The organism is Variovorax sp. 05L425 (assembly GCF_056397705.1).
Window position 1 is genome coordinate 1 of the sequence record NZ_JBFTNY010000013.1, and the last position, 22,678, is coordinate 22,678.

Annotated in this window: 21 protein-coding genes; 16 read left to right on the forward strand and 5 right to left on the reverse strand. The window is 65.5% G+C overall.

From position 1 onward, the window contains the following. The 8 genes from AC1DN9_RS15825 to AC1DN9_RS15860 all read left to right on the forward strand — a co-directional run. A partial coding sequence (locus tag AC1DN9_RS15825; RefSeq protein WP_235507861.1) for an NAD(P)(+) transhydrogenase (Re/Si-specific) subunit beta occupies positions 1-151 on the forward strand: 151 nt, incomplete at its 5' end. A 111-nt stretch (positions 152-262) separates the two neighbouring features. After that, positions 263-1,942, forward strand: a complete 1,680-nt coding sequence (locus AC1DN9_RS15830; RefSeq protein WP_478101754.1) for a long-chain-fatty-acid--CoA ligase — start codon at positions 263-265, stop codon at positions 1,940-1,942. Positions 1,943-1,998: 56 nt separating this feature from the next. After that, complete coding sequence (locus AC1DN9_RS15835; protein ID WP_478101756.1) at positions 1,999-3,009, forward strand: ABC transporter permease subunit; 1,011 nt, start codon at positions 1,999-2,001, stop codon at positions 3,007-3,009. After that, complete coding sequence (locus AC1DN9_RS15840; protein ID WP_478101758.1) at positions 3,006-3,905, forward strand: ABC transporter permease subunit; 900 nt, start codon at positions 3,006-3,008, stop codon at positions 3,903-3,905. The genes AC1DN9_RS15835 and AC1DN9_RS15840 overlap by 4 nt, the downstream gene beginning before the upstream one ends. Position 3,906: 1 nt before the next feature. Beyond that, positions 3,907-4,926, forward strand: coding sequence for an ABC transporter ATP-binding protein (locus tag AC1DN9_RS15845; protein ID WP_478101760.1), 1,020 nt, complete (start codon positions 3,907-3,909; stop codon positions 4,924-4,926). Beyond that, positions 4,923-5,912, forward strand: coding sequence for a dipeptide ABC transporter ATP-binding protein (locus tag AC1DN9_RS15850; protein WP_478101762.1), 990 nt, complete (start codon positions 4,923-4,925; stop codon positions 5,910-5,912). Before AC1DN9_RS15845 ends, AC1DN9_RS15850 begins: the two co-directional genes overlap by 4 nt. Before the next feature lie 13 nt (positions 5,913-5,925). Beyond that, entirely contained in the window at positions 5,926-7,551 is a 1,626-nt protein-coding gene (locus tag AC1DN9_RS15855; RefSeq protein WP_478101764.1) for an ABC transporter substrate-binding protein, read from the forward strand. A gap of 4 nt (positions 7,552-7,555) precedes the next feature. After that, complete coding sequence (locus AC1DN9_RS15860; protein ID WP_478101766.1) at positions 7,556-8,311, forward strand: 5'-methylthioadenosine/adenosylhomocysteine nucleosidase; 756 nt, start codon at positions 7,556-7,558, stop codon at positions 8,309-8,311. Positions 8,312-8,425: 114 nt separating this feature from the next. Here the strand turns inward: AC1DN9_RS15860 and corA are convergent, their stop codons facing one another. Next, on the reverse strand, positions 8,426-9,412 hold the full coding sequence (corA, locus tag AC1DN9_RS15865; RefSeq protein ID WP_478101768.1) for a magnesium/cobalt transporter CorA: 987 nt from the start codon (positions 9,410-9,412) through the stop codon (positions 8,426-8,428). A 211-nt stretch (positions 9,413-9,623) separates the two neighbouring features. Between corA and AC1DN9_RS15870 the strand changes: the two genes are divergently transcribed. From AC1DN9_RS15870 to hprK, 4 genes are all read left to right on the forward strand, one after another. After that, positions 9,624-11,735, forward strand: coding sequence for an ATP-dependent helicase (locus tag AC1DN9_RS15870; RefSeq protein WP_478101770.1), 2,112 nt, complete (start codon positions 9,624-9,626; stop codon positions 11,733-11,735). A gap of 337 nt (positions 11,736-12,072) precedes the next feature. After that, a complete protein-coding gene (gene hpf, locus AC1DN9_RS15875) occupies positions 12,073-12,402 on the forward strand; it encodes a ribosome hibernation-promoting factor, HPF/YfiA family (protein WP_068640485.1) in 330 nt (109 codons plus the stop codon). Between the two features lie 95 nt (positions 12,403-12,497). Next, entirely contained in the window at positions 12,498-12,965 is a 468-nt protein-coding gene (locus AC1DN9_RS15880; protein WP_088958292.1) for a PTS sugar transporter subunit IIA, read from the forward strand. Positions 12,966-12,993: 28 nt separating this feature from the next. After that, positions 12,994-13,953, forward strand: a complete 960-nt coding sequence (hprK, locus tag AC1DN9_RS15885; protein ID WP_478101772.1) for an HPr(Ser) kinase/phosphatase — start codon at positions 12,994-12,996, stop codon at positions 13,951-13,953. Between the two features lie 273 nt (positions 13,954-14,226). Here hprK and fur read toward each other — a convergent pair whose 3' ends face one another. Beyond that, positions 14,227-14,646: a ferric iron uptake transcriptional regulator gene (fur, locus tag AC1DN9_RS15890; RefSeq protein ID WP_478101773.1), complete on the reverse strand. Its 420-nt coding sequence runs from the start codon at positions 14,644-14,646 to the stop codon at positions 14,227-14,229. A 94-nt stretch (positions 14,647-14,740) separates the two neighbouring features. Here fur and AC1DN9_RS15895 point away from each other — a divergent pair, with 94 nt between their 5' ends. From AC1DN9_RS15895 to AC1DN9_RS15910, 4 genes are all read left to right on the forward strand, one after another. Next, entirely contained in the window at positions 14,741-15,292 is a 552-nt protein-coding gene (locus AC1DN9_RS15895) for an outer membrane protein assembly factor BamE (protein ID WP_478101774.1), read from the forward strand. 65 nt (positions 15,293-15,357) lie between these two features. Beyond that, positions 15,358-16,191 (forward strand): 4-hydroxy-tetrahydrodipicolinate reductase, encoded by an 834-nt coding sequence (gene dapB, locus AC1DN9_RS15900; RefSeq protein WP_478101776.1) that lies wholly within the window; start codon positions 15,358-15,360, stop codon positions 16,189-16,191. Between the two features lie 8 nt (positions 16,192-16,199). Next, the gene (locus AC1DN9_RS15905) at positions 16,200-16,898 is read left to right on the forward strand and encodes a MotA/TolQ/ExbB proton channel family protein (protein ID WP_478101785.1); all 699 of its coding nucleotides are present in this window, start codon (positions 16,200-16,202) and stop codon (positions 16,896-16,898) included. A 12-nt stretch (positions 16,899-16,910) separates the two neighbouring features. Further along, positions 16,911-17,375 carry an ExbD/TolR family protein gene (locus AC1DN9_RS15910; RefSeq protein WP_478101789.1) on the forward strand — a complete coding sequence of 155 codons (465 nt, stop codon included), beginning with the start codon at positions 16,911-16,913 and terminating at the stop codon, positions 17,373-17,375. Here the strand turns inward: AC1DN9_RS15910 and AC1DN9_RS15915 are convergent. The 3 genes from AC1DN9_RS15915 to glgC are packed head-to-tail and all read right to left on the reverse strand — an operon-like array spanning position 17,372 to position 22,637. Then, positions 17,372-19,843 carry a glycogen/starch/alpha-glucan phosphorylase gene (locus AC1DN9_RS15915; RefSeq protein ID WP_478101791.1) on the reverse strand — a complete coding sequence of 824 codons (2,472 nt, stop codon included), beginning with the start codon at positions 19,841-19,843 and terminating at the stop codon, positions 17,372-17,374. The genes AC1DN9_RS15910 and AC1DN9_RS15915 overlap by 4 nt on opposite strands. 31 nt (positions 19,844-19,874) lie before the next feature. Beyond that, positions 19,875-21,335, reverse strand: a complete 1,461-nt coding sequence (glgA, locus tag AC1DN9_RS15920) for a glycogen synthase GlgA (protein ID WP_478101793.1) — start codon at positions 21,333-21,335, stop codon at positions 19,875-19,877. Positions 21,336-21,338: 3 nt separating this feature from the next. Next, positions 21,339-22,637: a glucose-1-phosphate adenylyltransferase gene (glgC, locus tag AC1DN9_RS15925; protein ID WP_478101794.1), complete on the reverse strand. Its 1,299-nt coding sequence runs from the start codon at positions 22,635-22,637 to the stop codon at positions 21,339-21,341. Between the last annotated feature and the right edge of the window lie 41 nt (positions 22,638-22,678).

Genomic DNA, 22,678 nt, shown 5'->3' on the forward strand with positions numbered 1-22,678 from the left:
CTACAAGGCCAAGACGGTGATCGTGAACAAGCGAAGCATGGCCGCGGGCTACGCGGGGCTGGACAACGAGCTGTTCTACATGGACAAGACCATGATGGTCTTCGGCGACGCCAAGAAGGTGGTCGAGGACATGGGCAAGGCGATCGAGTAGAGCCACCGCACACGGCCGCGATCAATCGCCCCCCGGCCCAACCGCGAGACCGTGGCGACACGGTCTCGCCGCATTTTTTCAAACCAAGAATTTCGCTTGAGGAGACTCACTGTGACTGATCGCCCCTGGCTCGGAAGCTACCCGCAAGGCGTGCCGGCCGACATCGATGCCTCGCACTATCCATCGCTCGTCGCGCTGATGGAGGAAAGCTTCACCAAATACGCCGACCGCACGGCCTACAGCTTCATGGGCAAGGACGTGACCTATGCCGAGGTCGACCACCAGAGCCGCGCTTTCGCCGCCTACCTGCAGGGTCTCGGCCTCGCCAAAGGTGACCGCGTCGCGGTCATGATGCCGAACTGCCCGCAATATCCGATCTCGGTGTCGGGCCTGCTGCGCGCCGGGCTGATCCTGGTCAATGTCAATCCGCTCTACACGCCGCGCGAACTAGAGCACCAGCTCAAGGACTCGGGCGCCAAGGCCATCGTGCTGATGGAGAACTTCGGCACCACGCTGCAGCAGTGTCTCGCGAACACGCCCGTCAAGCACATCGTGCTGGCCTCGATGGGCGACCGGCTGGGCTTGCTCAAGGGCGCGATCGTCAATTACGTGGTGCGCAACGTCAAGAAGATGGTCCCGGCGTTCAGCCTGCCCGGTGCGGTGCGTTTCAACGACGCGCTCGAGAAGGGCGCGACGCGCACGGTTCAGCCCGCAGCCATCGGACCCGACGACGTCGCGGTCCTGCAATACACGGGCGGCACCACGGGCGTGTCGAAGGGCGCGGTGCTGCTGCATCGCAATGTGATCGCCAACGTGCTCCAGTCCGAAGCCTGGAACGATCCGGTGATGCAGAAGGTGCCGGCCAACGAGCAGCCGACCAGCGTGTGCGCGTTGCCGCTGTATCACATCTTCGCCTTCACCGTGAACATGATGCTGAGCATGCGCACGGGCGGGAAGCTGATCCTGATCCCGAATCCGCGCGACATCGCGGCCGTGCTCAAGGAGCTGTCCAAGCACACCTTCCACAGCTTTCCGGCGGTCAATACGTTGTTCAACGGCCTCGCGAACCATCCCGACTTCAACACCGTGAACTGGAAGAACCTGAAGGTTTCCGTGGGTGGCGGGATGGCGGTCCAGGGTGCCGTGGCCAAGTTGTGGCTGGAGAAGACCGGCTGCCCGATCTGCGAGGGCTACGGCCTCTCGGAAACCTCGCCCTCGGTCACTTGCAACCCGACCACCAGCATCGCCTACACCGGCACCATCGGCGTGCCGTTGCCGAGCACCTACGTGAAGCTGCTCGATGACGACGGCAACGAGGTGCCGCTGGGCGCCGCGGGCGAAGTCGCCGTCAAGGGGCCGCAGGTGATGGCCGGCTACTGGCAGCGGCCGGACGAAACGGCGAAGGTCATGACCGCCGACGGCTACTTCAAGACTGGCGATATCGGCGTTGTCGACGAGCGCGGCTATTTCAAGATCGTCGATCGCAAGAAGGACATGATCCTGGTCTCGGGCTTCAACGTGTACCCGAACGAGATCGAGGATGTGGTGGCGCAGATCCCCGGCGTGCTCGAATGCGCGGCGGTGGGCATTCCCGATGACAAGACCGGTGAGGGCGTGAAGCTCGTCATCGTCAAGAAGGACCCCGATCTCACGGAAGCCGCGGTGCGCGAGTTCTGCCGCGCCAACCTCACCGGTTACAAGCAGCCGCGGGTGATCGAATTCCGCACCGACCTGCCCAAGACCCCGGTCGGCAAGATCCTTCGCCGCGAACTGCGCGACGTCAAGAAGTAACAGTAAGGGTTCCGCCGAGGACGCGAGCCGGCATCGCTCTTGCATATTGGGGATGAATGTTCCGATTCATCCTCACCCGAGCGAGCCTCCTCGTGCCGACCTTCATCGGCATGACCCTGCTTGCCTTTTTCATGATCCGGCTGGTGCCGGGCGACCCCATCGAGACGCTGGCGGGCGAGCGCGGCATCGACCCCGCCCGCCACGCGGTACTGCTCAAGGAGTATGGGCTCGACAAGCCGCTCTTCACGCAGTACGGCATCTATATCGGCCGAGTACTTCATGGCGACCTGGGCAAGTCCATCATCACGCAGGAGCCGGTGATGAACGAATTCCTCGCGCTGTTCCCGGCTACGGTGGAGCTTGCAGTCTGCGCGATCCTTTTCGCGCTGCTGCTCGGCATCCCGGCGGGGATTGTCGCGGCGGTGAAGCGCAACTCGCTGTTCGACCACGGGGTGATGGCGACCTCGCTCACCGGCTATTCGATGCCCATCTTCTGGTGGGGTTTGTTGCTGATCCTGTTCTTTTCGGTGCAACTCGGCTGGACGCCGGTGTCGGGCCGAATCTCCGTGCAGTACTACATCGAGCCGGTCACCGGCTTCCTGCTGATCGATTCGTTGCTTTCCGATGACAAGGGCGCCTTTCTTTCGGCCGTGCAGCACCTGATCCTGCCGGCGATCGTGCTCGGCACCAACCCCCTCGCCGTGATTGCGCGGATGACGCGCTCGGCCATGCTCGAAGTGCTCGGCGAGGACTACATCCGCACAGCGCGCGCCAAGGGCCTCGCGCCGCTGCGCGTGGTGGGCGTGCATGCCCTGCGCAATGCGCTGATCCCCGTGATCACGGTCATCGGCCTGCAGGTCGGCGTGCTGTTCACTGGTGCCATCCTGACCGAGACCATCTTTTCGTGGCCCGGCGTCGGCAAGTGGCTGATCGAGGCCATCGGCCGGCGCGACTATCCGGTGCTCCAGGGCGGCATGCTGCTGCTCGGCGTGATCGTGATGCTGGTCAACGTGCTGGTCGACCTGGCCTACGGATTCATCAATCCGCGCATCCGGCAGTCACGATGAGCGCCGTCACCGCTTCCACCGAAAAACAATCCGCGCCACCCGGTCCGTGGCGCGAGTTCTGGACTTCGTTCTCCGCCAACCACGGCGCGGTGATCGGGCTCGGCATCATCGTCTTCCTGCTCCTGGTGGCGTTGTTCGCGCCGTGGATCGCGCCGCATGCGCCCAACCAGACCGACAGCACGGCCTTCCTGCTGCCGCCTGCCTGGCAGGACGGCGGCTCGGTGACGCATTTCCTGGGTACCGATGCCATCGGCCGCGACGTTCTCTCCCGGCTCATGTTCGGCGCGCGGCTTTCGCTGTCGATCGGGGTTGCGGTGGTGGCGATTTCCGTCGCCGTGGGCATCGCGCTGGGCCTCGTCGCCGGCTTCCTTCGCGGCGTGCTCGAGATCGCGATCATGCGGTTCATGGACGTGATCCTCACGCTGCCGAGCCTGCTGCTCGCGATCGTGATCGTCGCGATCCTCGGGCCGGGCCTGATCAATGCCATGCTCGCGGTCGCGATCGTGGTGCTGCCTCACTACGTGCGCATTACGCGGGCGGCCGTCATCTCCGAGATTTCGCGCGACTACGTGACCGCCGCGCGCGTGAGTGGTGCCGGCATCTTGCGATTGATGTTCCGCGAGGTCCTGCCCAACTGCGCTGCGCCGCTGATCGTGCAGGCGTCGCTCGGCGTGTCGACCGCGATCCTCGATGCGGCGGCGCTCGGCTTTCTCGGCCTCGGCGCGCAGCCGCCGTCGCCCGAATGGGGAACGATGCTGGCGGACGCGCGTGAATTCGTGCTGCGCGCGTGGTGGGTTGTCACCTTTCCGGGCCTTGCGATCCTCGCGGCTGTGCTTGCATTCAACCTGCTCGGCGACGGCCTGCGCGACGCCCTCGACCCCAAACTGAAGCGCTGACATGCCGTTGTTGGACATACGCGATCTGCATGTGGAATTCCCCACGCAAGGCGGCACGCTGCATGCTGTCGATGGCGTGAGCCTGCGACTGGAGCAGGGCGAGGTGCTCGGCATCGTCGGCGAATCGGGCTCGGGAAAGAGCGTCACGATGATGGCGCTGATGGGACTCATCGGCTGGCCGGGGCGCGTGCGTGCCGAGCATCTGCGCTTTGCAGACCACGATCTGCTCGGCATCTCCGACAAGGCGCGGCGCGGTCTGGTCGGCAAGGACGTCGCGATGATCTTCCAGGAGCCGACGACCAGCCTTAATCCGTGCTTCACCATCGGCTGGCAGTTGATGGAGACCTTGCGCCTGCATCTGAATCTCGACAAGCGCGAGGCGAAGAAGCGCGCGACCGAACTGCTCGAACAGGTCGGCATTCCGGCAGCATCGTCACGTCTCGGAAGCTATCCGCATCAGCTCTCGGGCGGCATGAACCAGCGCGTGATGATCGCGATGGCCATTGCATGCAACCCGCGTCTGCTCATCGCCGACGAGCCGACCACGGCGCTCGACGTGACCATTCAGGCCCAGATCCTCGACTTGCTGCGCAGCCTCCAGAAGGAACGCGGCATGGGCTTGGTGCTGATCACGCACAACATGGGCGTGGTGAGCGAGATGGCGCAACGCGTGGTGGTGATGTATGCGGGACAGGTGATGGAAGAGCGCGACGTTGCCGATCTCTTCGCAGCGCCGCAGCATCCATACACATCGGCGCTGCTTGCGGCGCTTCCGGAGCGTGCGGCCGGCGAAGGGCGCCTCGCGACCATCGCGGGCGTGGTGCCCGGCGTGCACGACCGCCCGGAAGGCTGTCTCTTCGCGCCGCGCTGCACCTATGCCACCGCGCATTGCCGCGCGGAGCGGCCCGCGCTGCGCGAGTGGATGGGCGGACAGGTGCGTTGCCACTACCCGCTCGGCGACCTCCATCGCGATGAGGCGCGGGCGCGAGACGGTGCGCAAGTGGTGGAGTTCGTGCGATGAACGACATCGTCGTCGAAGCGCAAGGCTTGCAGCGGGTCTACGCCGTGCGGCGCGGGCTGTTTCACGCCCCGGCGCACCTGCAGGCGGTCGGCAACATTTCCTTCAGGCTCGAAAAAGGCCGCACCCTCGCCGTCGTCGGCGAATCGGGCTGCGGCAAGTCGACGCTCGCGCGCATGGTCGCGCTGATCGAGAAACCGTCGGCGGGTTCGCTGACGCTGGTCGGTACCGATGCCGTCAACCCGCCGCCCAGCCGCAAGCGCGAACTGCGACAGGCGGTGCAGCTCGTGTTCCAGAACCCCTACGGTTCGCTGAACCCGCGCAAGAAGATCTCGGCGGTGCTCGAGGACCCGCTCGCCATCAACACCACGCTGGGCAAGGCCGAACGCGCGTCAAGGGCCCGCGAGATGCTCGCCCGTGTCGGCCTGCGTCCGGAATACGCCAACCGCTATCCGCACATGTTCTCGGGCGGCCAGCGCCAGCGCATCGCGATCGCGCGGGCGCTCATGCTCGACCCGCGCCTGCTGGTCGCCGATGAGCCTGTGTCGGCGCTCGACGTGTCGATCCAGGCGCAGGTGCTGAATCTGCTTGCGGATCTGCAGGCGGAGCTGGGGCTGTCGTATCTCTTCATCTCTCACGACCTCGGCGTGGTGCGCCACATCGCGCACGATGTGCTGGTGATGTACCTCGGCCATGCGGTCGAGCAGGGCCCGAAGGCGCGCATCTTCGCGCGGCCGCTGCATCCGTACACACAGGCGCTGCTCGCGTCGACGCCGGGACTCGCCACCGAGCGGATCGTGCTCAAGGGCGAGTTGCCCTCGCCGCTGGCGCCGCCGCCGGGATGCGTCTTCAACACGCGATGCGCGCACGCCACGGAGCGCTGCCGTTCGGAGCGGCCGCTGCCGCGGCTGCTCGACGAGCGCGCGGTGGCCTGCCACCATGCCGAGAAGTTTCTTTCCCCGCCCGCGTCCGCGCGGCCACAAACCTGAAGGAGTCGAGTCCATGTCCCCCACTTCCAAACTCACGCGCCGTCTTCGCGCGGCTGCGCTGCTTGCTCCGGCGGCGCTGGCGCTGGCCTGCGGCGCCGCGTCGGCAAAGACGCTGGTTTTCTGCTCCGAGGGCAGTCCCGAGAACTTCTATGCGGCGGTGAACACCACGGGCACGTCCTTCGATGCCACCACGCAGGTCTACGACAACCTCGTCACATTCGAGCGCGGCACGACCAAGGTCGTCCCCGGACTCGCCGAAAGCTGGACCATCTCGCCCGACGGCCTGGAATACACCTTCAAGCTGCGCAAGGGCGTGAAGTGGCACAACACCTCGAAGAGCTTCAAGCCGACGCGCGACTTCAACGCCGACGACGTCATGTTCATGATCGAGCGACAGTGGAAGGAGGATGACCCGTTCTACAAGGTCACGAGCACGAACCACTCCTACTTCAATGACATGGGCATGCCCAAGCTGCTGAAGTCCGTCGACCGCATCGACGACTACACGGTGAAGTTCGTGCTCAACAAGCCGGAAGCGCCCTTCCTGGCCAATCTCGCGATGCCCTATGCCGGCATCCAGTCGAAGGAATATGCGATCGCGATGCTGAAGGCCGGCACGCCCGAGAAGATCGACCAGGACCCGATCGGCACCGGCCCGTTCTACCTCGTGCAGTACCAGAAGGACGCGATCATCCGCTTCAAGGCCTTTCCGCAATACTGGGGCGGCAAGGCCAAGATCGATGACCTGATCTTCGCGATCACGCCCGATGCCTCGGTGCGCTGGGCCAAGCTGCAGAAGGGCGAATGCCACGTGATGCCCTATCCCAATCCGGCGGACCTCGACGCGATCCGCAAGGATCCGAACGTGCAGGTGCTGGAGCAGCCGGGCCTGAACATCGGCTACCTCGCCTACAACACGCAGAAGAAGCCCTTCGACGACGTGCGCGTGCGCAAGGCGATCAACATGGCGATCAACAAGAAGGCGATCATCGACGGCGTCTACCTCACCACGGGCGTCGCTGCCAAGAACCCGATCCCGCCGACGATGTGGTCCTACAACGACGCGATCAAGGACGACCCGTACGACCCCGAAGCCGCGAAGAAGCTGCTGGCGCAGGCCGGCTACCCCGATGGCTTCACCACCGACCTGTGGGCGATGCCGGTGCAACGTCCCTATAACCCGAACGCCAAGCGCATCGCCGAGCTGATGCAGGCCGATCTCGCGAAGGTCGGCGTCAAGGCCGAGATCAAGTCCTTCGAATGGGGCGAGTACCGCAAGCGCATGCAGGCGGGAGAGCATCAGATGGGCATGCTCGGATGGACGGGCGACAACGGCGATCCGGACAACTTCCTCTACACGCTGCTGGGTTGCGCGTCGGCGCAATCGAACGGCAGCAACGTCGCGAAGTTCTGCTACAAGCCCTACGAGGATCTGGTCGTGAAGGCCAAGAACGTGCCCAAGCAGTCCGAGCGCGAGGCGCTCTACAAGCAGGCGCAGGTGATCTTCAAGGAGCAGGCGCCGTGGTTCACCATTGCACATGCCGTGCAGCTGAAGCCGGTGCGCAAGGAAGTCGTCGACTTCAAGCTCAGCCCCTTCGGCCGCCACACCTTCTACGGCGTCGACATCAAGCAGCCGTGAAGTCATGATCGCCATCGTTGCGGCGATGCATGAGGAGTTGGCTGCGCTGCTCGCGCTGATGCCCGACGAGCAGCGCATCCCGGTCGCCGGTCGCGACTTCTGGGCCGGCCACCTTCACGGGCAACCCATCGTTGCCGTTCTGTCGCGCATCGGCAAGGTTGCAGCGGCCACGACTGCGACGGTGCTGCTGGAGCGCTTCGGTGCAGAGGCGATCATCTTCACCGGCGTCGCGGGCGGCCTGGCGTCGGGCGTGGAGGTCGGCGACGTGGTCGTGGCCACCAAGCTTCTCCAGCACGATCTCGACGCCTCGCCGATCTTTCCGAAATACGAGGTACCCTTGACCGGCCACGCACGCTTCGCGGCCGACACCGCGATCAGCGATGCGTTGGCGGCCGTCGCCGCCGACGTGCTGCGCGATCCGGTGGCATTGCTGGGCCAGAAAGTCGCCGAGGACTTCGACCTGACTGCACCGAAGGTGCATCGCGGCCTGCTGGTGAGCGGCGACCGATTCGTGTCGACCGCCGCCGAAAGCGACGCGTTGCGCCGCGCGCTGCCCGATGCGCTCGCGGTGGAGATGGAGGGCGCGGCGGTGGCGCAGGTGTGCCACGACTTCGGCGTGCCCTTCGCCGCGGTGCGGACGATTTCGGATCGTGCCGACGACGAGGCTCACGGCGATTTCACGCGCTTCGTCTCGGCGGTGGCGAGCCGCTATAGCCTTGCCCTGGTCAGCACCTGGCTCGCGACGCTCTCACAGGAGTAAGCACCACCCCGTTTCCCGTTCCAGAGCACCCGAGGAACCGGCTTCGCCGGGCCGCCGGGTGCGCCCCCTTGAGGGGGAGGCGGCTACACGAAGTGAGCAAGCAACGGGGGTGGGCTATTTCAACCAGCCCCGCCGGCGGAAGTACCACATGGGCACCAGCGCGCTCGCGACCATCAGCACGATCGCGTAGGCGTATCCATAAGTCAGGTCGAGTTCGGGCATGAACTTGAAGTTCATGCCGTAGACGCTGGCGATCAAGGTCGGCGGCAGCAGCGCCACGCTCGCGACCGAGAAGATCTTGATGGTCTTGTTCTGGTTGATGTTGATGAAACCGACGGTCGCATCCATCAGGAAGTTGATCTTGTCGAAGAGGAAGGCCGTGTGGCTGTCGAGCGACTCGATGTCGCGAAGAATCTGCCGGGCCTCTTCGAACTGCTCGGCATTGAGCATGCGGCTGCGCATCATGAAGCTCACGGCGCGGCGCGTGTCCATCACGTTGCGGCGGATGCGGCTGTTCAAGTCTTCCTGTCGCGCGATGAGGCCGAGCACCTCGCCGGCCAGTTCGTCGCTCACGTTGCCCGACAGCACCTTCTTGCCGGCGGACTCCAGCTCGTCGTAGATGTTCTCGAGCGTGTCGGCGGAGTATTCGGCGTCGGCGTCGAACAGCTTCAGCAGCACTTCCTTCGCGTCCTCGATCAATCCCGGGGCGCGGCGCGCGCGCATGCGCACCAGGCGGAATACCGGAACGTCCTCGTCGTGAATCGAGAACAGCACGCCGCGGCTGCGCAGTTCGGTGTTGTGCTGGTTGAGGATGAAGGCGACGCGGACCGAACGGGGGTTTTCGTCGTCGTCGATCAGGAAGTCGCTGCGAATGTGAAGTTCGCCGTTGTCTTCCTCATAGAAGCGCGCCGACTCCTCGATGTCTTCGTCCATCGCGTCTTCCGGGATGGACAAGCCGTAGTACTGCTTGACCCAGCGCTTTTCCTCGACGGACGGCGACTCGAGGTCGACCCAGATCGGCTGGAACTTGGACAGCTCTTCGAGGGCCTCGATCTCTTCCTGGACGAGGCGGCCGTTGGCGAGCGTGAAGATGTTGAGCATGGCTCACTTCCTGAAATGTCTGGCGGTGGGGGCGAGGGGATGGGGCGCTTTCAATTCCCTCGTCCACGGCGCGTCAGAAGGGAAGTGAAAGCTGCCGAGACGGGACGATTTCCAAGGTGGTTTCTCCGGTTTGCAGCGAGGCGCGATTATGTCATTCGGGCCTGTCGGGATCATGTCTTCATCTGGATGGACATCCAGTACAGTTGCAGCGATGCACAGTGTTGCGACACCCGTATCCAAGAATCCGGCGGAGCGCCTTGCCGCGGCGCTCGCACAACTCAACGACGAGCAACGTGCGGCGGTGCAGCATGGGCTCGATGCCGCCATCGGCGGAACGCCGGAAGACGAGCGGCCCCTGCTCGTGATCGCAGGGGCAGGCTCCGGCAAGACCAGCACCCTCGCGCACCGTGTGGCGCACCTGATCGCCAGCGGCACCGATCCGCAACGCATTCTGCTGCTGACGTTCTCGCGCCGGGCGGCGCAGGAAATGGCGCGCCGCGCCGGGCAGGTGGTGGTCCGCGTGCTGGGGCTGGCCTCCGATGCGCCGCCGGCGCTGCCCTGGGCGGGCACCTTCCATGGCGTCGGCGCACGGCTCTTGCGCGAATACGCCGCGCAGATCGGGCTCGACGAGAACTTCACGATCCACGATCGTGGCGACGCGGAAGACCTGATGGGCCTGGTGCGCAACGACATCGGACTGTCCACGACGGCGCGGCGATTTCCGATGAAAGGCACGTGCCTGTCGATCTACTCGCGCACGGTCAATACTTGTGCGCCGCTGGCAGACGTGCTCAAGCAGGCCTTTCCCTGGTGTGCCGAATGGGAAGCCGAACTCAAGCGGCTGTTCGGCGCGTATGTCGAGGCCAAGCAGCAACAGCATGTGCTGGATTACGACGACTTGCTGCTTTATTGGGCCGAGATGATGGGCGAGCCGACCCTGGCCCGGCAGGTCGGCGAGCGCTTCGACCATGTGCTGGTCGACGAATACCAGGATACGAATCTGCTGCAGGCCGCCATTCTGCGTTCGCTCAAGCCCGATGGCCGCGGCGTGACGGTCGTGGGGGATGACGCGCAGTCGATCTACGCGTTCCGCGGCGCGACCGTGCGCAACATCCTCGACTTTCCGCAGCACTTCAGCCAGTCGGCGCGCATCGTCACGCTCGAACGCAATTACCGGTCGACGCAGCCGATCCTGGACGTGTCCAACGCAGTCATCGCCGCGGCCGCGGAACGACACGCCAAGACGCTCTGGACGGACAAGCCCTCGGCCGGACGGCCCCAACTCGTGCTGGTGCCCGACGAGGCCGAGCAGGCGCGGTGGGTGGCCGACCGCGTGCTCGCGCACCGTGAGGGCGGGCTGGCGCTGAAATCGCAGGCCGTGTTGTTCCGGACGTCGACGCACAGCGCGGCGCTCGAACTGGAATTGGCGCGGCGCAACATTCCCTTCGTCAAGTATGGCGGCCTCAAGTTTCTCGAAGCCGCGCACGTCAAGGACATGCTCGCCGTGCTGCGTTTCGCGCAGAACCCGCGCGGGCGCATGGCGGGCTTCCGCGTCACGCAGCTGATTCCGGGCATCGGTCCCGTGACCTCCACGCGCTTGCTCGACGCGATGGCCGAGGCGTCCGATCCGGGCGCGGTCGTGCAGTCTTTCGTACCGCCGGCGCCCGCGAAAGACGAGTGGGCGCGATTCGCCGGCATCTACGCGGCGCTGCGCGACCCCGCGCTGGCCTGGCCGGCGGACATGGACCTGGCGCTCGAGTGGTATCTGCCGCATCTGGAGCGGCTCCATGACGATGCCGGCCTGCGGCGCGGCGACGTGGAGCAACTCGCCCGGCTGGCCGCCGGCTACGCGTCGCGCGAGCGGTTCCTGACTGAACTCACGCTCGATCCGCCCGAGGCCACGAGCGACCGGCCTGGCCCGCCTTTGCTCGACGAGGACTACCTCATCCTTTCCACCATCCACTCGGCCAAAGGCCAGGAGTGGACGTCGGTGCACGTGCTTAACGTGGTCGACGGCTGCATTCCGGCCGACGTGGCCCAGGGCGCGCAAGAACTCGAGGAGGAGCGGCGGTTGCTCTACGTGGCGATGACCCGCGCGCGCGATCACCTGCATCTGCTGGTGCCCCAGCGCTTCTACGTCACGCAGCAGGCCGCGCGCGGCGACCGGCATCTGTACGCGGGGCGCACGCGTTTCATCACGGCGGCCGACGCCCAGCGCTTCGATCGGCAAACCTGGCCGCCGGCACCCGAGCGGGCGCCGCACGTTCCACCGCCCGCCGCCACGATCGATCTCCTCAGCCGCATGCGGGCTGCCTGGCGCTGAAAGCCTTCACGGCCCTCTCGTCGGCGGGGTCGCCCGGGCGTTCTTGACATGCCGGACGGAGTGTCGATGCGATCGGTCACGCCTGTACTGCGGGCGCCGAGTGCTATCAGATCGATAGCGATTCCACGTCGTGAATTGGCCTGCCACAAGGGCCAACCTCAAAGTGATTGCAATTCGATGACAGCATGGGCATAGTGAACCGACCTTCCCGCATTTCCCTCTCTCATTTCCCTCTCTCTTCTCTCCCTTTCTCTCCCACTGCCTTGATTCCCCGGCCACGCTTCTCTACCAAGGAGGCGCGGCTATTTCCCCAACCGTCAATTCCAGGAGGTCATTCATGAATTTGACGATCAGCGGTCATCACCTCGACGTCACCCCCGCCCTGCGCAACTACGTTACGAGCAAGCTGGACCGGATCACCCGCCACTTCGACCAGGTCGTCGATGTCAAGGTGATCCTCACGGTGGAAAAGCAAAAGGAAAAGGAACGCCGGCAACGAGCCGAGTGCAATATTCACGTCAAGGGCAATGACATGTTCGCGGAGTCGAGCCACGCTGATCTCTACGCTGCTGTCGACGAACTGGTCGACAAGCTCGACCGGCAGGTCGTTCGCCACAAGGACCGCCTGCAGGATCACCATCACGAAGCGCCCAAGCGTGTGATGTAGTTCCACACTTCGGGCAAATACTCTTGCGGGCCGCTTTCGAGCGGCCCTTTGCTTTTTGCGGGGTGGGTGCATAATCGCCCCCGCCCCGCATCAACATGAACCGACTCGCGTCCATCCTGCCGCCCGCTCAAGTGCTCGTGAGCGTCGACGCCACCAGCAAGAAGCGTGCTTTTGAAGAAGCCGGCCTGCTGTTTGAAAACCTGCATGGCCTCGGCCGCGCCCTCATCACCGACAGCCTCTTTGCGCGCGAGCGCCTGGGCTCGACCGGCCTGGGCCACGGCGTTGCCATCCCGCACGGCCGCATCAAGGGGCTCAAGTCTCCAATGGCCGCCGTGTTCCAGCTTGCCAACCCGATCGGGTTCGACGCGCCCGATGAGCAGCCCGTGGTCTTGCTCATCTTCCTGCTCGTGCCCGAAGCGGCAACCCAGAAACACCTCGAAATACTTTCCGAGATCGCCGAGCTCCTGAGCGACGCCAACCTGCGCGAGCAGATCAAGTCGAGCACGGACGCCGCGGCGCTGCATGCCCTGATCGCAGGATGGCAGTCCGCCCAGGTCGCCTGAAGCGGTCAAGCGCAGGACGGGCCGGGCCATGAAGCCGACCGTCATCAGCGCCGACGCGATGTTCGAGGAGTTCCGCGGGTCGCTCCGGTGGGAGTGGCTTGCCGGACTAGGCGCGTCCGAGCGCCAGTTCGACCCCGACGTCATCAGCCGCGCCCAGTCGGCCGCCGACCTGGTGGGCTATCTCAACTACATCCATCCGTACCGCGTCCAGATCCTCGGCGCCCGCGAGGTTGCCTACCTGACGCGCGGAACCCCGGACGACTGCGTGCGACGCGTCGCGCGCATCGTCACTCTCGAACCGCCGATGCTCGTGCTGGCCGACGGTCAGCCCGCGCCGGACGCGCTGCTGTCGATCTGCGAGCGTGCGCAACTGCCGCTGTTCGCTACGCGCGAGTCGTCGGCCTTCGTGATCGACCTGCTGCGCGCCTATCTCTCGAAGCATTTCGCCGAGCGGACCTCGATGCACGGGGTCTTCATGGACATCCTGGGTCTGGGCGTGATGATCACGGGCGAATCCGGGCTCGGAAAAAGCGAGCTCGGCCTGGAACTGATTTCGCGTGGCAACGGCCTGGTGGCCGATGACGCGGTCGATCTCTACCGCATCAACCAGACCACGCTGGAAGGCCGCTGCCCGGAACTGTTGCAGAACCTGTTGGAAGTGCGCGGAATCGGCCTCCTGGACATCCGCGCGATCTTCGGCGAGACGGCCGTGCGCCGGAAGATGCGGCTCAAGCTGATCGTGCACCTGGTGCGGCGGGACAGCTTCGAGCGCGACTACGAGCGCATGCCGTCGGCACCGCTGACGCAGGACGTGCTCGGCATTCCGGTGCGCAAGGTGATCATTCAGGTCGTGGCCGGCCGCAACATCGCCGTGCTGGTCGAGGCCGCCGTGCGCAACTCGATCCTGCAATTGCGCGGGATCGATACCTATGCCGATTTCGTCGCTCGCCACCACAAGGCGATGGAAAGCGCACGAGAGGATGACTAGCTCGCCCCCAGGTTGCCCGGCACTTTGTGTCCGGGCGCCCACCCCCTACCGGGGGCGCAGTCAGCGGCCCGGCGAAGCCGGTTCCGCGACTGCCCACGAAGGGGCGCGCTTCGCGCAGCCGAAGAAAAATACAAAACGCCTGTTCCCTCGGCCAGCGCAGCCAGGCCCGTTGGTGAAACACCGCGGAACCGGCTTCGCCGGGCCGCTGGTGTTGCCCCCGGTAGGGGGTGGGCGCCCGGACACAAAGTGCCGGGCAACCTGGGGGCGAGCAAGCTAGCGCTTGCTGACGCAGTCGCCGCAAAGGCCGTAGAGCGACATCGCGTGGTCTTGAAGGATCCAGCCCTTGTCCTTGGCGATCATCTGCTGGCGTCGCTCGATTTCGGCGTCGTAGAACTCCTCCACCTTGCCGCAGGACGTGCAGACCAGGTGGTCATGGTGCTTGCCTTCGTTGAGTTCGTAGACCGCCTTGCCACTCTCGAAGTGGCTGCGCTCCAGGATGCCGGCCTGCTCGAACTGCGTCAGGACGCGGTAGACCGTGGCCAGGCCGATGTCGGAGTGGTCGTTGAGCAGCACGCGGAATACGTCTTCGGCCGTCATATGGCGCTGGCCGCCGTTCTGAAAGATCTCGAGGATCTTGAGGCGCGGCAGCGTGGCCTTCAGGCCTGTGTTCTTCAGTTCGTCGATGTTGGTCATGATGTTTCGTGCGCCGTCCCTTCGGTCCTCGCGGAAAGGCCCCACAGAGGGCAACCGCTACAATGATTCGATCATATCGTCCATCCCTTTCCTCATGCCCGCCTTTCCACAACGCCGTCATTGGCTGCTCGCTGGCGCCATCGCGGCGAGCCTGTGCCTCGGCGCTTGCAGCAGCATCGGCAACAGCACGCGCGGTGCGCTGACCGCCGTGACGCCCTACAAGGTCGAGGTGGTCCAGGGCAATTTCGTGTCCAAGGAACAGGTCGCGGCGCTCAAGCCCGGCATGTCGCGCCAGCAGGTGCGAGAAATCCTCGGCACGTCGCTCCTGACCGATGTTTTCCATTCCAATCGCTGGGACTACGTCTTCACGATCCGGCGCCAGGGCGTTGAGCCTCAGCAGCGCCGCTTGACGCTTTTCTTCAACGGCGACGTGCTCGACCGCTTCGAGGGCGATCCCATGCCGAGCGAGGAAGAATTCGTCGCCACGCTCGACACCCGCGCACACAGCGGCAAGGCGCCGCCGCTTGAAGCGACGGAAGACCAGCTCAAGAAGTACGATCCCAAGGACAAGGACAAACAGTCCGAAGACGAGACCAAGGCGCCGCCGCCGTTGCCCGCAGCCTACCCTCCGCTCGAAACGCGCTGAGCGCGCGCCGGCCGGTTCGGCCGGCGTGCTTTTTTTGAATTCCGCATTTCCCGAGGCTGAAACGCGTGACTGACTCTTCCTCCCCCACCTCTTCCACCCCCCGGCGCGTCGCCATCGCGGGTGCCTCCGGGCGCATGGGCCACATGTTGATCGAAGCCGTGCGGGAGGCGCAGGACTGCTGCCTCGCCGGCGCGCTCGACATTGCGAGCAGCGCCGCTATCGGCACCGATGCCGCTGCGTTTCTGGGCTTCACGAGCGGCGTGCCGGTCGTGGCAGACCTGCGTACCGGCCTCAAGGACGCGCAGGTCCTGATCGACTTCACGCGGCCCGAAGGCACGATGGCGAATCTCGCCGCTTGCCGCGAACTCGGCGTACAGCTCGTGATCGGCACCACCGGCTTCAGCGATGCGCAGAAGGCCGAGATCGCCGCGGCCGCCAAGGACATCGCGATCATGCTGGCGCCCAACATGAGCGTCGGCGTCAACGTCACTTTCAAGCTGCTCGAAATGGCAGCCAAGGCGCTGTCGACCGGCTACGACATCGAGATCATCGAAGCGCACCATCGCCACAAGGTGGACGCGCCTTCGGGCACTGCGCTCAAGATGGGCGAGGTCATCGCCGAGGCGCTGGGCCGCGACCTCAAGACCTGCGCTGTGTATGGCCGCGAAGGCATCACCGGTGAACGCGATCCGTCGACCATCGGCTTCGCGGCGATCCGTGGCGGCGACATCGTGGGCGACCACACCGTGCTGTTCGCGGGCACGGGCGAGCGCATCGAGATCTCCCACAAGTCGGCGAGTCGCGAGAGCTATGCGCAAGGCGCCCTGCGCGCCGTTCGCTTCCTCGCGAACCAGCGCGCGGGCCTCTTCGACATGTTCGACGTTCTGGGCCTGCGCTGAGCGCCGGCATGAGTGTTCTGGAGCTGCTGACCCACGGCGACGGCGTGAGCCGTTCAGTGGCGGCTCTCCTGCTGCTGATGTCGGTGTCGAGCTGGGTGATGATTCTCTGGAAGGCCTGGCTGTTGCGCGGCGGCACGCGCGACGTGGTGCGCAGCATCGCGGCTTTCTGGCAATCGAGGTCACTGGAAGAGGCCGAGCTGAGCCTCAAGGCCTTCGATCGCGCGGCACTGGTATTGCCGGCGGTGAGCGCGGTCCGCAACCTCGCGGTGCGCCCCGACAACGCCACGCTCGGTGGTGCCGTCGACCGGGCCCAGCGTGTCACGCGGGTGCTTCGCGACGCCCTCCATGCCGCATTGCGGCGGCTGCAGGCCGGCCAGATCCTGCTCGCCACCGTGGGCGCCACGGCCCCGTTCGTCGGGCTGCTGGGGACGGTCTGGGGCATCTACCGCGCGCTGGTCGGCATTGCCGGGGAAACCGGCGGCTTCACCATCGACAAGGTGGCGGGCCCCGTCGGCGAGGCGCTCATCATGACCGCCTTCGGTCTGGCCGTCGCGATTCCGGCGGTGCTGGCCTACAACGTGTTCGGGCGCGTGGTCGGCCGCATCGAGGCCGAACTCGAAGGTTTCGCGCACGACCTGCTCGGCATGCTGGGTGAGCCCGCGCATCGCGAGGCTCCGTTGCCGCCGGCGCGGCCAATGCCCGTGTAAAGGCGGCAGACCATGGCCTTCGGTCGCACATCGCTCGGCAGCACGGCAACCGGCGGACGATCGACCGGCGCCGGCGGGCAGCGCCCTCTGTCGGACATCAACGTCACGCCGCTCGTGGACGTGATGCTCGTGCTTCTGGTGATCTTCATCATCACCGCGCCGTTGATGGCGAGCTCGATCAAGCTCGACCTGCCTCGCACCGATGCCGGGCAGCCTAACGAGACGCCGAAGTTTGTTTCGCTCGTGGTCGACGCTGCGGGCAAGGTGTTCCTGAACGACCGGCCGGTGACGACGGAAGAGCTGGCCGCCGGGCTGGCAAAGGCCGCGGCCGACAGCCGCGATACCGAAGTGCAGCTTCGCGCCGATCAGACCGTGCCCTACGGCAAGGTCGTCGAGTTGATGGGCATCGCGAACAAGGCCGGCTTGAGCCGCATCGGCTTCGTCACCGAAGCGCCTCGACCCAAGCCAGGGGGCTAGCTCAAGGCCACAGGTCTTGTTTTCCAGATTTCGTGGGCGTACTGCGCGATCGTGCGATCCGAGGAAAACGCCCCCATCCCGGCCACGTTGAGGATCGCCATGCGGGTCCACGCGTCCGGGTCGCGGTACAGCGCATCGACCTTTCCTTGCGCCTCGATGTAGCTCGCGTAGTCGGCCAGCAGCAAGTAGTGGTCACCCCAGCTCACGAGCGCGTCGAAGATCTCCTGGTAGCGCGCCGGCTCGCCGGGCGAGAACGCGCCGTCGCGGATGCTGTCGAGCACACGCTGAAGCTCCGGATTGCTTTCGTAGATGTCGCGCGGCTGGTAACCGCCGGCGCGGATTTCGGCCACCTGCGGCGTGGTGTTGCCGAAGATGAAGAAGTTGTCCGCGCCGACGTTGTCGCGCATCTCGACATTGGCGCCGTCGAGCGTGCCGATGGTCAGCGCGCCGTTCAGTGCGAACTTCATGTTGCCGGTACCCGAGGCCTCGGTGCCAGCCGTGGAGATCTGCTCCGAAAGGTCGGCCGCCGGCATGATGAGTTCGGCCAGGCTCACGCTGTAGTTCGGGATGAACACGACCTTCAGCAGCTTGCCCACGCGCTCGTCGTTGTTGATCGTGTGCGCGACGTCGTTGATGAGCCGGATTGCCAGCTTGGCCATCTGATAGGCCGAGGCGGCCTTGCCGGCGAACACCACCACGCGCGGCACGTGTGCTGCCTCCGGCGCGTCCAGGATGCGGTGATACCGGGTGATCACGTGCAGCACGTTGAGAAGCTGCCGCTTGTATTCGTGAATGCGCTTGACCTGCACGTCGAACATCGCGTCGGTGTCGACGTCGATGCGCAGGTGTTCGTCGATCCAGTTCGCGAGCCGCAGCTTGTTCTCGCGCTTCGCGTGGCGGAAAGCGCGCACGAAGGGATGCTGCTGCGCCATCGGCCGCAGCACCTCGAGCTGCGTCAGGTCGCGTCGCCAGCCGCGGCCGATGCGCGCGTCGATCAGGGCCGCGAGCGGCGGATTGGCCTGCGCCAGCCAGCGTCGAGGCGTGACGCCGTTGGTCTTGTTGTTGAAGCGCTCCGGGAACAGCTTGGCGAAGTCCGCGAAGATCGACTGCTTCATGAGTTCGGAATGCAGGCCCGACACGCCGTTGACCGAATGACTCGCCAGCACAGCCACGTAGGCCATGCGCACGCGGCGCTCGCCCGATTCGTCGATGAGCGACAACCGGCGCATCAGCTCGGTGTCGTGGCCGTGCGTCTGCGTCACGCTCGCGAGGAAGCGTGCATTCATGTCGAAGAGGATCTGCAGATGGCGCGGAAGAATCCGCCCGAACATCTCCACCGGCCAGGTCTCCAGGGCCTCATGCATCAGCGTGTGATTGGTGTAGCTGAACACCTTCTGCGTGTGGGCCCATGCCGTGTCCCAGGCCAGGTCGTGCTCGTCAATCAGCAGGCGCATCAGCTCCGGGACGGCCAGCACCGGGTGCGTGTCGTTGAGATGGATGCTGACTTGGTCGGGCAGCTCGTCGAAGCCGGTGTGATTGCGCAGGTAGCGGCGCACGAGGTCCTGCACGCTCGCGCTGACGAAGAAGTATTCCTGGTGCAGCCGCAATTCGCGGCCCGAGGGCGTGGAGTCGTCCGGGTAGAGCACGCGGGAGACGTTCTCCGAGTGGTTCTTGCTCTCCACCGCTTGCATGTAGTTGCCGCGGTTGAAGGCCGAGAGGTCGATTTCTTCCGACGCGCGCGCCGACCACAGCCGCAGCGTGTTGGTGGCCTGCGTGCCGTAGCCGGGGATGATGGTGTCGTAGGCGACGGCCAGGACGTCGTGGGTGTCGACCCATTTCGCCGCGCCGTAAGGCACGCCCTTGCCTTCGCGCCGCTGCACGTGGCCGCCGAAGCGCACGCGGTAGGTCACCTCGGGCCGCTGGAATTCCCACGGATTGCCGCGCGTGAGCCAGTAGTCGGGGGTCTCGACCTGCTGGCCGTCGACGATGCGCTGGCGGAACATGCCGTATTCGTAGCGGATGCCGTAGCCGAGGCCCGGCACGCCCAATGTGGCCATCGAATCGAGGAAGCAGGCCGCCAGCCTGCCCAGGCCGCCGTTGCCCAGGGCGGCATCGGGCTCGCGTTCGACGAGCGCCTGGATGTCGACGCCGAAATCGGCCAGCGCCTGCTTGACGGTGTCCTGGAGTTCCAGCGCGAGCAGCGCGTTTGTCAGGGTGCGCCCGATCAGGAACTCCATTGACATGTAGTAGACGCGCTTGAGCCGCTGCGCATAGATGGCGCGGGTGGTGCTCATCCAGCGCTCCACGATCTGGTCGCGCACGGCGAAGGCGGCGGCATGCAGCCAGTCGTCGGGGCTCGCGGCCACCGGGTCCTTGCCGACCGCGTAGATCAACTTGTTGGCGACGGCACGCTTGAAGGCGGCGACGTCGCGGTCGGGATGGTCGTACTTGAAGTCTTCGATGGTCATGATGGCAACGGGGTTGGTTCGCGGATGGACATCAGGCCAGGGCCTTGGCGTAGACGTCGAGGTAGCGCGCGGCGGCGGTGCCCCAGTCGGCGGGGCGGCTCATGGCATTCGCGCGAACGGCGCGCCAGTCGGTGGGCCGCCGGTAGAGCGCGAAGGCGCGGCGAACAGCGCGAGCGAAGTCCGCGGCGGCGAAGGTGTCGAACGAGAAGCCGGTGGCGTCACCGCTGGCCATGTCTTCGAGCGTGGCGTCGACCACCGTGTCCGCCAGGCCGCCTACGCGATGCACCAGTGGGAGGCTGCCGTACTTGAGGCCGTACATCTGCGTCAGGCCGCAAGGCTCGAAAAGCGATGGGACCAGCGTCATGTCACCACCGCCGAACAGGCGGTGCGCGAGGTCTTCGCTGTAGCCCAGCGTGACGCTGACCGCCTGCGGGGCATCGGCGGCGCGTTGGCGAAAGGCGGCTTCCAGATCGGCATCGCCGCTGCCGAGCAAGGCAAGCTGGCCGCCCTGGGCGATCAAGGCGTCGAGCCCTCCGAGTACCAGGTGCAGGCCCTTTTGCTCGGTCAATCGGCTCACCACGACGAAGAGCGGCGCGTCGGGCTGCGGTGCGAGACCCAGTTCTTCCTGCAGCGTGGACTTGCAGCGGGTCTTGCCTGCCATGCGGCGGCTGTCGTAGCAATGCGGTATCAGCACGTCGGTGGCCGGATTCCAGACCAGATCGTCGACTGCATTGAGGATGCCGCTGAGGACGCCGGATCGGGCACGCAGGAGGCCATCCAGCCCGCAGCCCTGTTCGGGCGTCTGAATCTCTCGCGCGTAGGTCGGGCTCACCGTCGTGATGCGATCGGCGAAGCACAGCCCGCCCTTCATGAAGGACAGCTGCCCATAGTATTCGAGCCCGTTGACGCCGAAGGCCGCTGCGGGCAAACCCAGTTCGGAGAAATGCCAGGGCGCGAACAGGCCTTGATAGGCGAGGTTGTGCACGGTGAACACGCTGCCCACGCGCGGGCGGCCGTTGGGCGGCGCAAAAGCGAGGTAGGCCGGCGCGAGCGCCGCGTGCCAGTCGTGCGCGTGCACGACCTCGGGCTGCCAGGCCGGATCAAGGCCCCGCCCGATCTGCGCGGCCGCCCAACCCAGCAGCGCGAAGCGGCGATGGTTGTCGCCGTAGGGCTGGCGGCTCGGGTCCTCGTAAGGGTTGCCGGGCCTGTCGTAAAGCAAGGGCGCGTCAATCACATAGGCTGGAATGCCCGCCGACCCGTTGACGGGTATTCGGCCGAAACGCAAATGCACCCGCTGGCCCCATGGCGCCGCGAACTCGGTGACAACGACCGTATCGCTGACGCCGGCGGCGATGGCCGGAAAGCCGGGCAGAAGCACCCGCACGTCCTGGCCCGCCGCCATCAGTGCCAGGGGCAGTGCACCCGCGATATCGGCCAGCCCTCCGGTCTTGAGCAAGGGAAAAAGTTCGGCGCTGACTTGAAGAACCCGCATGCCTTATTGCGGTGCCCCGAGGCGCTTGAGCATCTCGCGCGTGATCAGGACCACGCCGCCTTCCGTGCGTTCGAAGCGCGCGGCATCGGCCTCCGGATCTTCGCCGACCACCGTGTGCTCCGGGATGATGCAGGCGCGGTCGATGACGACCTTGTTGAGCCGGCTCCCCTGGCCGACCTGGACATCAGGCAGGAGCACGGCCTCGTTGATGACGCAGAACGAATGCACGCGAACGCCCGAGAACAATACCGAGCTGCTCACCTTGGAGCCCGAGACGATGCAGCCGCCGGAAACGATCGTGTTGACCGTCATGCCGTGCTTGCCGTCGCGGTCGAGGACGAACTTGGCCGGTGGCAACTGTCGCTGGTAGGTCCAGATGGGCCAGTCGGTGTCATAGATGTCCAGTTCCGGGGTGATCGAGGCCAGGTCCAGGTTGGCTGCCCAGAATGCATCAATCGTGCCCACGTCGCGCCAGTAGGCCTGCGCATCCGCGCCGCGCCGGGCACGCGTCACGCAAGACATGCCGAACGGATGGGCCACTGCGCGGCCCTCTGCCACTGCGCGCGGAATGATGTCCTTGCCGAAGTCGTGGTCCGAATCGGGGTTGACGCTGTCTTCCTCGAGCAGCTTGTAGAGGTATTCGGAATCGAAGATGTAGATGCCCATGCTCGCCAGGGCCGCGTCCGGATTGCCGGGCATCGCGGGCGGATCGGCGGGCTTTTCGAGGAAGCCGGTGATGTTGCGGTCCTTGTCGACCGCCATCACGCCGAAGGCGACCGCTTCCATGCGCGGCACCTCGATGCAGCCGACCGTGCAGCCGCGCCCATGCGCGACGTGGTCGGTCAGCGTGATCGAATAGTCCATCTTGTAGACGTGATCGCCCGCCAGCACGACCACGTAGTCGTGCGGCGTCGATCGGGTCTGGATGATGTCCAGGTTCTGGTAGACGGCATCGGCCGTGCCGCGGTACCAGTGCTCGTCGCCCACGCGTTGCTGGGCGGGAAGGACGTCGACCATCTCGTTGAGCTCGGCGCGCAGGAAGCTCCATCCGCGCTGGAGGTGGCGCATCAGGGAGTGCGACTTGTACTGCGTCACCACCGCCATGCGCCGTATGCCTGAATTGAGGCAGTTCGACAGCGCGAAGTCGATGATCCGGAACTTTCCGCCGAAGTAGACCGCCGGCTTGGCCCGCCGGTCGGTGAGCTGCTTCAACCGGGAACCCCGGCCGCCCGCCAGCACCAGCGCGATGGTGCGTCGAACGAGTTGGTGGGCTTGCAATGTCGGTTGCTCGATGTCGTCCATCAGTGGCCTCCGTTGGTTTTTTTCCCGGTGAGTCAGCCTAG

Excerpts from the sequence above, each read along its gene's own strand:
- AC1DN9_RS15835 (WP_478101756.1), top strand. The coding sequence starts at position 1,999 with ATGTTCCGATTCATCCTCACCCGAGCGAGCCTCCTCGTGCCGACCTTC.
- AC1DN9_RS15840 (WP_478101758.1), top strand. The coding sequence starts at position 3,006 with ATGAGCGCCGTCACCGCTTCCACCGAAAAACAATCCGCGCCACCCGGT.
- AC1DN9_RS15845 (WP_478101760.1), top strand. The coding sequence starts at position 3,907 with ATGCCGTTGTTGGACATACGCGATCTGCATGTGGAATTCCCCACGCAA.
- AC1DN9_RS15850 (WP_478101762.1), top strand. The coding sequence starts at position 4,923 with ATGAACGACATCGTCGTCGAAGCGCAAGGCTTGCAGCGGGTCTACGCC.
- AC1DN9_RS15855 (WP_478101764.1), top strand. The coding sequence starts at position 5,926 with ATGTCCCCCACTTCCAAACTCACGCGCCGTCTTCGCGCGGCTGCGCTG.
- AC1DN9_RS15860 (WP_478101766.1), top strand. The coding sequence starts at position 7,556 with ATGATCGCCATCGTTGCGGCGATGCATGAGGAGTTGGCTGCGCTGCTC.
- corA (WP_478101768.1), bottom strand. The coding sequence starts at position 9,412 with ATGCTCAACATCTTCACGCTCGCCAACGGCCGCCTCGTCCAGGAAGAG.
- AC1DN9_RS15870 (WP_478101770.1), top strand. The coding sequence starts at position 9,624 with ATGCACAGTGTTGCGACACCCGTATCCAAGAATCCGGCGGAGCGCCTT.
- hpf (WP_068640485.1), top strand. The coding sequence starts at position 12,073 with ATGAATTTGACGATCAGCGGTCATCACCTCGACGTCACCCCCGCCCTG.
- AC1DN9_RS15880 (WP_088958292.1), top strand. The coding sequence starts at position 12,498 with ATGAACCGACTCGCGTCCATCCTGCCGCCCGCTCAAGTGCTCGTGAGC.
- hprK (WP_478101772.1), top strand. The coding sequence starts at position 12,994 with ATGAAGCCGACCGTCATCAGCGCCGACGCGATGTTCGAGGAGTTCCGC.
- fur (WP_478101773.1), bottom strand. The coding sequence starts at position 14,646 with ATGACCAACATCGACGAACTGAAGAACACAGGCCTGAAGGCCACGCTG.
- AC1DN9_RS15895 (WP_478101774.1), top strand. The coding sequence starts at position 14,741 with ATGCCCGCCTTTCCACAACGCCGTCATTGGCTGCTCGCTGGCGCCATC.
- AC1DN9_RS15905 (WP_478101785.1), top strand. The coding sequence starts at position 16,200 with ATGAGTGTTCTGGAGCTGCTGACCCACGGCGACGGCGTGAGCCGTTCA.
- AC1DN9_RS15910 (WP_478101789.1), top strand. The coding sequence starts at position 16,911 with ATGGCCTTCGGTCGCACATCGCTCGGCAGCACGGCAACCGGCGGACGA.
- AC1DN9_RS15915 (WP_478101791.1), bottom strand. The coding sequence starts at position 19,843 with ATGACCATCGAAGACTTCAAGTACGACCATCCCGACCGCGACGTCGCC.
- glgA (WP_478101793.1), bottom strand. The coding sequence starts at position 21,335 with ATGCGGGTTCTTCAAGTCAGCGCCGAACTTTTTCCCTTGCTCAAGACC.
- glgC (WP_478101794.1), bottom strand. The coding sequence starts at position 22,637 with ATGGACGACATCGAGCAACCGACATTGCAAGCCCACCAACTCGTTCGA.